This is a genomic window from Sphingobacterium sp. UME9, from assembly GCF_014170215.1.
GTDB classification, from domain to species: Bacteria; Bacteroidota; Bacteroidia; order Sphingobacteriales; family Sphingobacteriaceae; genus Sphingobacterium; species Sphingobacterium paramultivorum.
The window spans coordinates 846,198-861,790 of sequence record NZ_LZZP01000013.1 but is presented as its reverse complement, the minus strand read 5'-3'; the positions used below and the strand labels follow the sequence as shown (position 1 = coordinate 861,790).

The window sequence follows — 15,593 nt, the reverse complement described above, 5'->3', positions numbered from 1 at the left end:
GTTGTACTCTATAATATTATTCGTACAACTAGGATCGATGAACTAGTCAAAAGATATTTTTTATTAAAAAAAGGATTAAAAGTAAGCCATCAAGTTTCAAACGTACAAACTGGCATGCTGCTACAAGATGGTTGCGTACTGTATTTTTGGAAATACCAATTTCTTCGGAAATTTCTGCATAACTCATTTCCTCTATTTTGCTCTTATGAAATACAAGTTTTTGCTGTGGCGGTAAGCAGGATACAATCGTCTTGAGTACTTTATCTAAATCTTTATGAGCGATTGTCCGCTCTAATTCATCACTTAGTTCATCCCATTCTGCCAATTGTGATACTTGATATTTTTGTCTAGACAACTCTTTTCGAAACAAAGTGATGGCCGTTCGCTTTGCTACTAAAAATAAAAATGGAAAGATAGCTTCCGCAGAGGGGATTGAATTCCGTTTTAGAAAAAGTTGCACAAAAATCTCTTGCATAACCTCCTCCACGTCTAATTCGGAAGAACATACACGACGTACCTTGTGATACATCAAAGGCCTATAAAAATCAAAAATCTTTTTAAAAACCTTCTCGTCTCCCAATTTAAAGCGATTAAACTCATCAAGACTCAATGGAACTGCATTTAAATCCATGGTTATATTTTCCCTAGGTTACACTTGGTCTAAGCAACAAAACTTATATTAAATCTATATAAATGCAAGGTTATTTCAAAATGAAATATGAGTATCCCAAAATTTCAGTCAGTTTTCAGCAGGGCTACTACCCAACAAAGCGATCTATAGGCCATTCTTTCACAAAAGTTTATTCACAACCGACACTATATATCTGGGCAACGTAATACAGGATTACAAATAGAGATGGAGATCATCGTTAATGAGCTCTATATTTTGCCATGTTAGATTCTTTTCTGTAAATTCAAAAACCAGTAAAGTCATATGGATCATTTAGAACCTATACCATTATGGACATTGGTAGCTAACATCAAACAGGAAATTAGCTATGGTCAAGGAAAACTGCAAACCCGTTATGGCACGAAACAGTTTAGCCCGGGCACCAAGGTATATATTATCGATTGGTATGCCGGGATGTGCCAAGCTATCACCGTAATAGGCTTGTCCAGAGATACGAAAAAATTAATTACCATTGTTATACGGGCTGAATGGGTCGAAAACTTCCGTGTCAAGTTATGCTACAATCCTAAAGTATACTCAAAAATAAAGACCTACTTTGATAAGGAAGAAACTGGAATGCAACGGTATACAGAAAAATTTGTAAATGATATGTTTATCGGTATACCCCAATGGATTGAACCGCTCAGTTAGTTGACAGCGGATCAGTGAATATAATATAACAGTATCAATTCCTGTTGCTATATAATCCATAATTTAAGGATTCTCTTCTCTATATCTTAGAAGTGTTATCTTGTTTTGATATAAATTATAAAATTGCATCACACGTTTCGACTTTAATTCCCCCTTCTGTTGGCGTCATCTCTGACCATAGCCAGTTAAAATACTGAATCACTTGCCGAGCTGGGATCATAGGCCTATCGGCGGTGGTATGCCCATCAGAAACTACAGTGATAAAATAATCCCTTGTTATCGCTGACTTTATAGTGGCATCCACACAGAAATCTGTAGCACATCCGGTCACGATCAGTTCCTTCACTCCCCTACTCCTCAATATCGTCTGCAGATCAGTTTTATAAAATGAATCATTCGCTGTCTTAGAAACAAATATGTCTGCGGCACCTCTGATCAGCTCAGGTAACAAAGACCACTCTTCTGTCCCCGGCATGAAACAGTTTTCCTTTGTCCCATCATGCTGAATAAAAATGACCAGGTCTCCGTTCTTTCTGAATGCATCAGAAAGTCTGTTTATCCGATCAATAACAGCAAAGGTATCCTGCCTCAGCTCATAGGGTCTAAAACTCCCCAGTTGCATATCTATAATTAATAAGGCTCTCATTTGTAAACTAAATCTATATTATTGATAAATATACCGAATGTTCATTATTCAACATCATCCGTCTGGTATCGGACAAAAATTTAGATAAAAACATTTTTTATATAGGAACAATTCAAGCAATCAAACCAGGGGATTCGAAGTAAAAGGAAGAAGGGCTCATTTATTTTATAACTGAGCCCTTACAATCTATGTGAACCTCCCTTTCTCGTATGCTATTTGATATGAAAATGAGCGTTATTCCATTACTGCGTCAACACTTACTCCACCAAATTATTAGAAATATCCAAGCTCTCACCAGTGGTATATAACCTGTAAGTAGGATCTTCAATATTTCGGATGATATTGTCGGTAATCTTTCCAAAAATATTATTGCTGCTTTGTAGTCCGCGCTTAAGTTTTACAGTTGGAGAGCCGATCAAAACATTATCCGAAACAAGTAAATTTTCATTTGCATCGACACGTATGCCAGAACCTCCAGCGACCATAGTTACAGTATCATTCGAAATGGTATTCCCCGTACATTTTAATACATTGATGGCCGAGAGATAAATATAATAGAGCTGACAATTGCTGATCCGATTGTCTGTGATAGCTATCCTGTCAAATCCAGTTCCTGTCGATTTAAATGTGTTGATACCGTTTTTAAATCCACTTTTGATCTGGTTTCCACTCACATTGATATCTGATGATCTGCGTGCCGAAGAAGATTGAATATCGATACCTGCCTCATTGGAACCATTCCCCTCGATAATATTTCCCTGTACGGAACAGTTGTTGACCGTATATAATGAGATGCCTGTTTTCTCAACACCCAAAACAACATTGTTGGCTATAATAGTACCACGGCTACCGATGACAGAATTGGTAACACCGATCCCGTCTATCGTCGATTTTTCAACAAGATTGCCGGTACAGGTCACCTCACGGGATCCATTGATCGAAATCGCCGCCGGGCTCAACTGCCTATTTACTGTATTTTTATTTCTTCCAATCAAGGTATTTCTTACAATATTATCGCTGACAACCACCTTTTCAACAGTTTGAAGATAGATGCCCATCCCTTTTGCGTCTGTACCTGTACCATCCGAGATATTCTCAACAATATTGTTGGAAATGACAATATCGTCTATTACTTGCAATGGATCCAAATCAGTTCCGAGATGGTAAAATACAATACCGTATTCACTTTTATCTGAGATCCGATTGCCAGTGATGATATAATTGCTTCCGCCCCCCATACAATGGATACCATAGCTATTACTGCCGATAAAACTGGAATTGGTACAGGTAAATCCGATACTCCGAGCTGTGGTGGTAATTGAATAGCCAAAGGACAGGTCAAACATGCTCCGATTTTGGTAAAAACGGCAATTGTTAACAGATAGATAATTTGTCCGAATACTGAGTATACCTCCTCGTATCGCATTAAAGACCTCACAGCGGTCGAATGAAATTTCGCTACAGTCGGAGATGTACACATTGTGGTAGTAGGTTCCACTTTCACCTTGTGGAATTTCAAATTGACCGAACCCCTTTAATTTAAGCCCTTCAAATGTAACTTTTGAGGAATTAGTGAGGTTGATAAAATTCCGTCCAGCCACATACTGATACAAACCGCCGTTATTCGAATAGAATTTGATATTATTTGCCTGGTCAATCTGAATATTTTTGATTGCATAAAACCCATCAAAGTATACATTCAGTCCTTTAATAATGGCGACATTCACAAGTTTCTGAAGCTGTACGGTATTGTCAGTAATAGTGGTACTGACGCCAAAATAACGTACGTCGATCTGATCCACAAATTCGTGTATCAGCTTGTTACTTTGAACAGCAATAACACGACCACCATCGTCTGCTCCGGGATCTGGACTTACTGGAGCTAAGTAATAAATAATCGGTGCCGCTGTATCTCCATTTTCGTAATAGCCTAATAGCTCCACCCCATCGTAGGAGCCATTTTGCAATGCTGTGATTTCACTTGCAGATAATGCACGCATATCTGCCATCGTGTTCTTAACTAAAAATTGATTTGCCATATTTCTTTTCTTTTAAAGTATATTGCAAAAGTAGCCTGGCTTGCACCGCTATCTGAGGAAAAGAAGAGGTATGTAAGCGGTAGTGAGGAGATACCGAAAAGTTGGGGCTCGCCTTTCATAATACTATAAGGGAAACCGTAAGAATAACTATGTAGTGTAGCTTAGATTTGCAAAAACATTCACCAATCACAAAATTTAAAATCTGTATTATGTTTAGGAATCTATTGAAAACAAAAATGCTAGCCAATTATGTATTACTATCGATCTCACTCTTATCGCTGTATGGATGCAGTAAAGGTGAAGAACCAATTGTGGAACAACCTACCGATGAATTCAGCTACGAAGTCGAATGCACAAGCTGTGAAATCAGTTATACCGATAAATTAAACGTCACAAAAACAGTAAAGCATACAACTGGAAAATGGGAATACAAATTCGACCAGAAGATTAGTTTCGAATTAAAGCTATCAATCAAGACATCCTTAAGTTCGCAACAGACTATTAATGCCTATATCTTAAAAAATAAAGAGACGGTATTTGGAGATGTCGGCTACAACCAAACAACAATAACCTACGACACCCAAAATGCAAGAGGATCGGCAGTCTACGGTTCTTACAAAAATACAGACACGGGCAACGGTGGAAATACTGGCGGCAGCACCAAACCTACATCCTCCGTTTGCGGTGCGAAAAACAAATCGGGCGGCTACTGCAAACGCTTTGTTGTAGGTGGAGGAAGATGCTGGCAGCATAAGTAATGAACAAATTTGATTGTGTAAAAGCACAAAGGCGGTCATTATATGTCAACTAAAAAAGGTCTCATTTATAAATGATATAAATGAGCCCTTATAATTTATACGGAACTTCTTTCCTTCCACACGGTGGGTTTTAATTAAGAGTTCTTCTTTCATTAAAATTGACTATGCGCCAACTAAGTTTGTCGAAAATCCATTAATACCTGATTGGTATTGTTTAGAAATTCTTCCATATTGAAACAGTAACGTTTATATACTTCTTGTTCACTAGAATAATACGATATTTCCCCTTTGCCATTATTCAGGCCAATATAATACATAGGAGTAGGTGTCCCCCTCAAATGAAACTTAAAACATGAAAAGCACTTGTCCAACTCATCGTAATAAGAAAACATTTCATCTTCGTTGAAAAAAAACGAACGTTCATAACCGAGAGCCTCTAGTTCAGCAATGGATTTATTTTCATCATTTAAGACATCTATATTTTTAACAGCCAATAAATCTTTAGCTTCATCAAACCATTCTACAATTTCAATAATATCCCACTGCCAGTCTAGAATATATTCAACCTTGTTATCCGATTCATAACATAGTTGAATTATACCCCAAACTTCATTGGGAGGCAACTCTTCTTCATAAGGACTCTCTTTCCTTTCAAGATGAAAATACAATTTACCACAGTTCATTTCTCTATTTACTTTTTATTAATTTTTTATATTGTGAGTCAGTTATTACACCATCTTTTTTCCATCCTTTTACGATATTTCCTCTACCCCCTTTCATGTCTGAGAATGGAATAGGATAACCGTGCCAACCTCCGAAATTATCGTTTTGGAACTCATATATTTTTCCGTTTTTATAACCGTACCGCTGTTTTCCAAACGGAGATGAGCTATTCAATACTTCTGAAGCAGTTTCAAAATCTAAATCCATTTTAGTTCCAAAACCATATTTTGTATGCTTGAAATTCGGAGCATATAAAAGCTTCGCTTCTTCAACAGTCTTAACAATTTCCCGAACTTCTCTAGCTATATTTGCTTTTGTTCCAGTTTTAGCAAAAAAAGCGTTCCCATCAATAATTTTACCAGACGATATCGCTGCAAAATCTAAACCGGTGTTCAAGAGTTCTATTCCAACATCCTTTAAACTATTCAATTGAACAGGAGAATATTCCGTCTCAAAGGTTTCACTACCATTTACCTTTTTATAGCCAGCTCTTATGTTCGATCCTACAGCCCTCGCAGCAAGGTTATAGGCCCCGTGTTTAAACTCGAAAACAGCTGTAGTTAATAGCCTTGCAATTAAAAAAGGGCTATTGATATCGTCGTCATCTGAATAAAAATCGTTTGGCGCTTTTCCATCAGGATCAATAAATCGTATAGGATTATTGAAAGCGTAACTATAGGGGCCATACTTATACATCTTCTCCGCCAGCGGATCCACCACATTCCACCTTCCGATTTCAGCATCATAGAACCTAGCCCCGTAATCTAACTGCCCATTCAGCTCGTCCTGTACTTCTTTGCCATTATAAAGATAATGATTATTTGAGCTTGTCGAAATAAGTTTTGTTCTACCAAATGGATAGTAATCCTGTCTTTGTACAACAGCTGGAATTGTAGTACTTCCTTCTCTTTTTAATACCACACGAACATTCCCTAAATGATCCGTTAAATAATAGTGATAAGTGTAAGTACCGCTACTATTTAAAAGGTATCCCTCCTCTGTTGCAATACGTTCAATAGTGCCCAGCCCCGTTCCGTTCATACTATATTCAATGCCATTTAGGTAATTCCGTTCGGTCTTAATATTACTAACAGTAGACATTTTGCGTAATTTTCTCCCTTGGGCATCGTATAAATAATTAACGCTAACAGCAGTTTTAGAGGCTACCTGCGGCAATCCTAAATAATTATAACTAAAAATCAAACCTGTTCGATCCTTGGTGGCACTACCGTTTGTATTGTAAATATATCTTCCCGATACACCACCTCCGCTCACACTATCCAGACGATTGCTCTTGTTGTTATTAGCATATAAATACGTAATTGGGGCTCCTGCCTCACGTGCCATCGTCCGAATGTTACCCATATCATCGTATTCGAGCGCTTCTTTAATAACGGTGCTTCCACTGCTTTCTCCACTTTTCAGACGATCAAGTTTATCGTAGATGTAATTAAAAGTATTCACTGTCGACGTACCCTGCTGCCACAATTGCTGTGCAATATTACCATTGTATTGCGCAGCACCGCCATCTTCATACATTAATGTTTCCTTAAATTCTTTAGAGTTAATCTGCTTGGCCCATCCCCGCTCATTATAGGTATAATCTATAGCCGACAAAAATGTACCTCCATTGTCTTCGCTATGAATCTTCTTGCTGAGCGGCTGTCCTATTTCATTATAAAAAAGCTTGCTTTGAATAATTTCGGACTGAGCATTGATTTTCTTATTTGTCTGTACAAGCCGCCCGACATGATCATAGATTTTATTTGTCAAAATCGAAGTTACTGCGCCTGTTGCTGTAGCTCGATGCTCACGTTTATTTGTCAACAATTCTCCCGTAAAACTATAAGTATTAGTTTCAACATCTATTCCACCAACATGATTCTGTTGTGCCGTCTGAACTATGCGGCCATAGTCATCATAATAATTGATCGTTAGCATAGGCGATGTCCCATCGTCTCTGGTAATCTGCACCGCGGTAAGCAAACCTTTTACTCGATCACTTTTTGTAATTCCGGATGATTGTAAATTAGCTATTGCACTACCCGAAAATGTATAGTCATCATAATAATTGGTAACATATACTTTACGACCATTTGAGCAGGGAAAACTTCGGTTGGTATAATTAACTGTCCCTATTCGCTGCTCCCAAAGGTAGGCAACACCGCCAACTTTCTGTGCATTTAAAGAATCTATTGCAACTTGTCTAGAACCAATAGCCTGGTTGGTATAAATACCAGTCTCCGCTACGCGCCCCAATTGATCGTACTTGGTATAAGACCATTTTTTTGCCAATCGTTGTTCTCCATCCTGCTGGAGAACAATTTGGTCATTGTCATTATATATTGTATAAACCCAATCTTTGCCGGGAATCTTCTTTTCGATCAATCTACCTTTATCGTCATAACGATATGCATAAATCAATTCACTAAAATCACCTATTTCATTTTTAAATGATGCCCCCGTAAATCCGGGCGGCACAACATACCGCAAATTTCCCACCTCATCATAAATATAGTATGTATTGAGCGATTTTGTTTCCGTTTCCCAAGCACGTTTAAGAATCAAGCGTCCGTTCAGATCCTTGTATTCATCTACTGAGCCTATGCGAGATGTCATATTGACCGAATTCTCATCACGTAAAGTAGTCCGATAAAGTTTCCCTCCGCCATAAATTTTAGTATAGGCTGCACCATCGGCAGTAATTTCCCACAGATTCACAGTATGTACACCACTTTCTGTATTAGTACTATATTCGGTTTTTATAGTATGACCAGCACCAACCACAGGAAGAGGCTGCCAGGTCATACCGGGGCTTCCTTGCTCGACTACTCTGTTTAACGGACTCCTATCGAAGATCGTGACAGCATATGGTTTTTTCGTTTCTTTTATTCCACTATCCCAAATATTTAAATCATCATAGTAGGCCAACTGATCATCCTTGGCTGTACTCTTGAAACTACCATCCCCTTCCAACTTCTTCACATGAGGGAGATATTTGATACTCTCTCTTTCAAACCCATCATATTCGATATACTGAACAATATCTCTAAAACTGGGACTGGCCATGAGCTGAACTGTTTGACGAGGTCTGCCTAAACCATCCATATACTGAATCACCTGATTCTCTTGCCCTATTGTCCTCGAGTTACCCAATTGAGCAATAGTTACCGCATCCCGGAAAGTCTGTGTCAAAATATAATTCTGGTCTCCTGTGGGCTTGCTTACAACATTCTGAAAACCTACAATACCAATGGTCACAGTCTTATTTGACTGTACTGGAATATGAAATCCGTTTTGTAAGGTGATACTGTTAAGTGCAGTAATATTTGTTTGATTGGTATAAGCACTTAAAATAGTATCTTTTGGGATGCTTTGTCCATAGACAATACTTATCAAAGTAAATGATAATATCGTTAAAAAGTTCTTTTTCATAATCTTTTGGCTTAAATTATATTCCGTTAATGAGCTCAATTGATTACATTATAATCACTACTAGGCATCAGCTGGATGACGTTAGATTTGATGGAATGCATTTTCCAGTTCCCAGAACCATCTTTATAATAATGGCGCCTCACCAACGGTACATCGGCTAATAACACTGCTCCATTCTCTTCAAACATGGTTCCGCTTGCATAGTCAGGTGCTATATCCATATCCGGCTGGGTAGTAAGACTGTAATATATTTTTGTAGGTGTAACAGTTGCATATTCTTTTTTACCACTGTCCTTATAGAAATAGATGACAACATCGCCCCGATCCTCTTCAATATATTGCTCTTCTGCATTTTCTGGATCAACAACTGTTGTCGTTACATTTTCCCTGACCAGAGCTACATAAGGTATTAGGAAACATTGTCCATTCAAATTAGCATAACCTTGGCCATTAAGCTCAATTTCTTTTTGAGCCATTCGATTTGCTGCTTCTTTATCAACAAGAGAACTATATTTCCCTAATGGTACATCGTATGTTACCAACTCGCCACGATATCCTATTGGGCAGCCAGTTTTAACAAATGAGCCCATTTTATTATCGTTTTTAAAAATTTCAGGGACTTTTGTACAGTCTATTTTTTGACCAGCATAATTATAACAGAACCTTTTCAATACGTTTCCTTTAAAATCACGTATTAAACTAAGCCGTCCAAAAGAATCGTAATCATAATATTGGGTCATACCCCTAGCGTCCGTCATACTGGTATTTCCAATTTTCGGACTGTAAGTAAAAGTGCTTATAGCAGCATCCTCAGGATACACTCTGACTTCATCAATAAACTGGCCATCGGCAAGAACCATATTATTTTCGTAGGTCTTCTGTATATATACCATAAGACCATCCTTATAATATTTATAATCGATGATATACCTTTTAGTATTGGGCTTTTTAAATGGCACTGTGTATTTTCCTACGTAAAGACCACTGCCCACAGCTTCAAGAATAGATTTGCCGCTGCCATTTTCTTCAAATCCTTGATAGAAAAATTCATCTGATCCTGCATTTACGACTTTTGCAACAACATACTGACCTTTAAATCCATATTGAAAAGAAATCTTAGGTTGTTTTCTGCTAATTACCTCTAATGGATTACCATAGCTATCATGATTAGAGTATTCCTGTTCCAACGTATATCTTTGATCTTTCGTAAAGATTGATCCGTTAAATTTATAAGGTGAAAAATCGGATAATCCTTCAGTACTTTTGAGAATATAATCTTTACCTGCAACGACCAATCCATTTCGTAAAATATATTCAGTTAACTTGGCATCGATGACCTTACCATTTTCTTTTGTAATAACTTCTACCGGTAAAGATTTCATTCCTCTGTCCACCATAGTTTTTAATATGGATCCAACATATCCCGATTCACCACTGAAATCACTCGGATAGAAATACTGAACTTCTCTCGTTTTCCCATTGGATCCTACAGAAATTTCTTTTTTCTTATTGTTGAATGTATCATACTCATAATTCACCTGACTTTCAATTTTCCCTACAGCATCAGATTGCCGGACCAGCTGTTGTCGAATTGGATTGCTGTAAATATTATTTTCTACCGCACTATATTTTAGATAATCTCCAAACTTGAATATGTAGAGGTTTCTAACGTTATTAGCTGAAGACTCTACGAAATCATGTGAATATTTATATTCTGTTTCATGAATTGGATTTTTAGGATCGCTCTCAGCGTAAATTTTCTGTGCGATTATCTTGCCTCTTTTAAAGGCTTGATCTTTAAACGCATATTTTGAGGAATTATCATCCCTTGCCAAGCTGGTGAGCGTTATATTAGATAGCTCCGGAGCCTTGTCTTTATATCCATTATCAAGAGCGGAGAATACATACACTTTCTTTCCGTTTCCAACTTCCTTTTCTGTTACAGCAGAGTAGGTGCATAAATTGTCAACAAAAGGGGATAAGCTATTGGCATCCGCCCTAAAATAATAACGCTGTTTGTTATTGATTATCCCAAACGATTGATAATATTGTATATCATAATTTTTGGTACCACTGGATCGCCCATTTTCACCCAAATATTCATAGATTTTTTCTGATGTAGAGCTTCCGTCAAATTTTTTAATTTTCTTGATCCGTAAACCACCTGAAAGAGAATCGATATTGTTTGAGAGAACCTGGAGGTTTCTATCAATACGTTTTGAATAACTATTCAGTTCATACTCAAATTCGATATAACCTCCAGTCTGATATTCAATTTTCTTCAATGCCTCAAATTGAGCTTTTACCAAAACTGGTTCTCTTGAATTGTAATAGGTTCCGTTGAGAATTTTTCGTCCAAAAGGCAATGCTTCCGTTCCAAAAAAATCGCGTCCGTTATAATAACCAAAATGATCTTTTGAACGGAAACCATATGGAGGAAGAAGAGAATCTCCATACTGGAAGGTATATTGGTTTATTTTCTGGCTACCATTTGTCTGATATAACGTTTTAAGTTTCATCCTTTCTCTCGGAGCCTCTTTATACTCAAGTCTATGCTCTCGAACCAGATCAGTATCCTGATACACTTTAATCGAATTCAACTTATAAAAGTGATTGCGGTTAAAATAGGTTGAGGTAAACTCTTCACCCATAAAAACAAAACTTCCGACATTAAACTTCATGTCGCTATTCAACTGTGTAGATTCACTATAATCAAATACAACTTTGATCCCTCTGGAACTTACTATTTCCTTAAGCAGATAGTATCGGAACGCGATCTTGCTAACTGGTGACGTAGGATTAAAGGACCCATCCATTCCAAATGGCTCATACTGGTAAATTATTCCTCTATTCATATCCACATCGTCATCACCAATGTTGCCTTCAGCACTATGAGTCATTGTAAAATTAATATCGGGAAGAGAATAATTGAACAATAAGTAATCTTTGGTATTGAGGTTTTCGATCTTACGGATACTCCAACGACTGGGAACAGCTGTGCTGTATGGGGTTGTCGTACCGGTCACGAAATCTCTAACTCCCGAAGTCGCCGAATACTCCAAAAAAAGATCGTTTGGAAGTGACCCAAAAGTTATTCTGAATCCGTCTGAGCTGGTCAGTGTAATCGCCTTGATTATCCTACGCATAGTGTCATTTGTAGGTTCCTGTCCTGATACTGTTCTTCTCGGCATATTGATATCCTCGCCCTGCTCCACCTCGACATCAAACGTCACATCCGTATTTGATATCACGCGCCATTTCCCTGTATGATCGAAAAAGAATTTCCCCGAATATTGTCCAAATGAAAAATAAAACTCATCCGGCAAAAGATCCACAACCGGCTTAGAATCAAAAATCCTAACAGACACCCCATTAGCTGTGGCATTAAAAATAAATTTTTCGTCAGCATTGGCTGAAACTGCCTGAATATTGCTTAAGGTATTCCAAGCAGCTGTATTTAATTTACCGATATTATTAAAATAGTTGAACTCTCCGCTCAAAGGTGCCTGCGTAAGATTACTGCTTGTAATAATCTGTCCTCCGAGATTGATAGATCCTGTTTCAATTTTTGTTGAAAATCCACGAAACTCATCTGGTTTCCCCCTGATAACACGTTGAACAAATCCTTCGCTCATTTTCCAGCCAAGTCCAACGGCCGACGGCAACTCTTCCATAGGAATTCCTGAGCCACCGGTGTAGAAAAGGTTAATGGGATAATTTAATGCTCCAATATCAATCTGATCAATTGGAATATTTACATCAACTTTTCCGTAGTATAGGTTACTACCAACATTCAGCTCCCTAGAAATAAGTTTACTCGGAGCATTCGAAGCCTCTTGTCCGCCGTGATTTATCTGCGCACTCGCTTTCCATACCAAGCATGCTGAACACAATAGCAAAATATTTTTTAAATTCATAAATCATTATTAATAACATTCAAAACTGTTCTTAAATAGTTTCTCAAGAAAAGGTCACTTGAGATTCAAATATTCTTGGCTAGCAAGTTTTAGTAAATTGATCGGGTAACTGGTTCTAGTCTGAATTAGTCTCCGGTTCGTACAATAATTCAGACGGGAAGAAATCATTGGATAAAAAACGGATAATATGTTATCCGTTTTTTTAAAGCTTTGATCTGGATGAATCAGGATTTAGCTTTTGCTGAATCTCATTAATTTTATTGTCCTGCTGAATAATGTACAATGTAAGCTCTTCAATTTTTTTCAATAGCAATTTGTTCATCTCGCCTAGCTCTATTCCATTTTTCTCAGCTATCGCTGCACTAGGCATTTCTGGCAAATGGCCATACTGTTTAATATACGACGACACCTCTTTAAGCGTATTTAAATTATAGTCATGTTTAAAAACAAAATCGGGCCAGTTTTCGGCTTCTACCTTAATCTCCTGAGATCTGATTTTTCCTTTTACAGCCAATGTATAGCCCTGCGTATTAGTAGTCTTAATACCTACATTTTCGGTAAAATAATTTGAATTTTTTGCTTCAACTTTTCCCAAAAGAGAAGCAATAGGAACTTCATTACCATCCACTACCTCAAGACGAGGATTGCAAAAATCATATATTACAGACATATCTGGGTTATTTGCATCGGTTGCCAAATAACTGGAAAAACTAACACTTGTCGCCGTGCTTAAAAACTTTGCATCGTTTAGAGATTTCAATTTCTGCCCCGTTACACCATCATATATTCCCCCGATATTATAAGCTCCGACCTCGTCGACACCATGAATATATCCCACGGCAAGAAACCACTTTCCTATCTCCGGCAACGATTCATAAGATGCGACGCTATGTACGAGATTTCCTTTTAAATCTACCATGGTAGCTCCCTGCTGATTATAAATTGTAGTGATATGAAATTTACCTACATTTGGTCCTGTTGGCTTTACCCAAACGGAAAGGCGATACATTTTTTTAGGATTTATGGGAACTCCGATCTTATCAGAAAATCCCCCCACATCATCACCATCCATTCGTTTGTCCTGTACCCTCCAAGCAACAATTGGAGTACCCTGCGGCCCATCTACCCAAATTCGAGAATTATTTGTTACACCATTATACGATTGAAAGTTATCATTGTCAATCGTTCCCGCGACCCAACCATTTAGATTTAATAGATTTTGAGAATAGCTCACTAAAGAGAATAAAAAATAAAACACAAAAAAAATAGACCTCATTAAAAGAAAAATTAGATAAAAAAACAGTTCACACACTTAACTTAAAGCAAGTTAAGCAAGAAAATAAATTACTATATAAACAAATACCTGAAAAAGGATAAATAACACTGACTTAAACAAAAGTAACTATTGAATTATACAACATAAAATAATATACATTAATTTATCATTAACATTAAATTAATAAAAATTCAAACACTGTAACATAAACTGTATCAGAGGAACGCGGTCATGAAAGAAAAAGACCCATTCGGGGAGTGTAACACCAACTGTGTCATAGGATTAAAACTTAAAAACCTCTTTCGAGTTTGAGTCTACCCCCAAATCTAATATAAAGTTGGTATATGGTCAAACCCCAGTTATGCATTGGCATCGTCCATTTTTTTACGATATCCTTTATGATCAGATACATCAATTTCATTAGTGCCTGTTCGGAGTTGAAGGCTCCTTTAGACTTAATGATTTTTCGTATCTGACGGTGTATTCCCTCGATCGGATTTGTGGTGTATATAATCTTGCGAACCTGATCCTCGTACTCAAAGAAAGTAGAAAGATTGGTCCAATTATCCATCCAGGATTTGGCAGCAAGTGGATATTTCTTACCCCATTTTTCTTCGAAAGACAAGAGGTTCTCATAACCTATTTCTTCGTTCACGGCTTTATAGACTGGCTTTAAATCCTCCATAACAAGCTTTTTATCTTTCTCAGTTACATAGCGCATACTTGTTCTGATTTGGTGAACAATACACAACTGGATCTTTGTTTTTAGAAAAATAGCTTCTATGGCCTCAGGAAACCCTTTTAGACCATCAATACAAGCAATAAGGATGTCTTCAACTCCACGTTGCTTTAGATCCGTAAGAACTGAAAGCCAGAACTTAGCCCCCTCATTTTCTGAACTATAAAGACCGATCAGATCTTTTCTACCATCCATACCAACTCCCAGTATGTTATAAATAGCTCTTGATTCAACAGTTCCATTCTGGCGAACTTTAATGTGCATGCAGTCCAGGAATACAAAGGGATAAACAGCTTCAAGAGGCCTACTACGCCATTCATTTACAGCTGGAAGTACACTTTCGGTAATACGCGATATTTCAGTGGCAGAGATTTCCATTGCATACATTTCGCGTATAAACTCGCTTATCGCCCGTGTGCTCATTCCTTTGGCATACATGCTCAACACGTGTCCCTCAAGCTGTTCAGTGATGATTAATTGTCTCTTAGGTACTACTTTAGGCTCGAACGTTCCCGATCTATCACGGCCTGTTTCCAGTTCAAATGTCCCAGTGTTAAGGCCACGGACTGTCTTTTTGGTCTTGCCATTTCGCCGGTTGCTATTGCCTGAAGCTTTCTCTTCGTTCAAATGGTTTTCCAGTTCTCCATTCATCATTGATTCCAACAGATGCTTCATTAACGGCGCTAGGACGCCATCATTGGGAGACAAACTTTTACCGTCGTAAAGACCTTGCGTGGTT

Annotated in this window: 9 protein-coding genes and 1 pseudogene; 2 read left to right on the top strand and 8 right to left on the bottom strand. The window is 37.6% G+C overall.

From position 1 onward, the window contains the following. Positions 1-46 precede the first annotated feature (46 nt). Complete coding sequence (locus A9970_RS22735; RefSeq protein WP_182983839.1) at positions 47-631, bottom strand: RNA polymerase sigma factor; 585 nt, start codon at positions 629-631, stop codon at positions 47-49. A 303-nt stretch (positions 632-934) separates the two neighbouring features. On the opposite strand from A9970_RS22735, the gene A9970_RS22730 reads away from it, so the two are divergent. After that, entirely contained in the window at positions 935-1,321 is a 387-nt protein-coding gene (locus tag A9970_RS22730; protein WP_182983838.1) for a hypothetical protein, read from the top strand. Between the two features lie 115 nt (positions 1,322-1,436). On the opposite strand, the gene A9970_RS22725 is transcribed toward A9970_RS22730, so the two are convergent. Further along, positions 1,437-1,967, bottom strand: a complete 531-nt coding sequence (locus A9970_RS22725) for a cysteine hydrolase family protein (protein WP_182983837.1) — start codon at positions 1,965-1,967, stop codon at positions 1,437-1,439. A 257-nt stretch (positions 1,968-2,224) separates the two neighbouring features. Beyond that, complete coding sequence (locus A9970_RS22720; RefSeq protein WP_182983836.1) at positions 2,225-4,006, bottom strand: right-handed parallel beta-helix repeat-containing protein; 1,782 nt, start codon at positions 4,004-4,006, stop codon at positions 2,225-2,227. 209 nt (positions 4,007-4,215) lie between these two features. Here A9970_RS22720 and A9970_RS22715 point away from each other — a divergent pair, with 209 nt between their 5' ends. Further along, the gene (locus A9970_RS22715; RefSeq protein WP_182983835.1) at positions 4,216-4,764 is read left to right on the top strand and encodes a hypothetical protein; all 549 of its coding nucleotides are present in this window, start codon (positions 4,216-4,218) and stop codon (positions 4,762-4,764) included. Positions 4,765-4,937: 173 nt separating this feature from the next. On the opposite strand, the gene A9970_RS22710 is transcribed toward A9970_RS22715, so the two are convergent. The 5 genes and pseudogenes from A9970_RS22710 to A9970_RS22690 all read right to left on the bottom strand — a co-directional run. After that, positions 4,938-5,447 carry a hypothetical protein gene (locus A9970_RS22710; protein ID WP_182983834.1) on the bottom strand — a complete coding sequence of 170 codons (510 nt, stop codon included), beginning with the start codon at positions 5,445-5,447 and terminating at the stop codon, positions 4,938-4,940. 4 nt (positions 5,448-5,451) lie between these two features. Beyond that, positions 5,452-8,922, bottom strand: coding sequence for a DUF6443 domain-containing protein (locus tag A9970_RS22705; protein ID WP_182983833.1), 3,471 nt, complete (start codon positions 8,920-8,922; stop codon positions 5,452-5,454). A gap of 35 nt (positions 8,923-8,957) precedes the next feature. Beyond that, on the bottom strand, positions 8,958-12,839 hold the full coding sequence (locus A9970_RS22700) for a DUF5977 domain-containing protein (protein WP_182983832.1): 3,882 nt from the start codon (positions 12,837-12,839) through the stop codon (positions 8,958-8,960). A 202-nt stretch (positions 12,840-13,041) separates the two neighbouring features. Next, a complete protein-coding gene (locus A9970_RS22695) occupies positions 13,042-14,115 on the bottom strand; it encodes a hypothetical protein (protein ID WP_182983831.1) in 1,074 nt (357 codons plus the stop codon). A gap of 289 nt (positions 14,116-14,404) precedes the next feature. After that, positions 14,405-15,586, bottom strand: a pseudogene (locus tag A9970_RS22690) (IS256 family transposase); the annotation flags it as partial. Between the last annotated feature and the right edge of the window lie 7 nt (positions 15,587-15,593).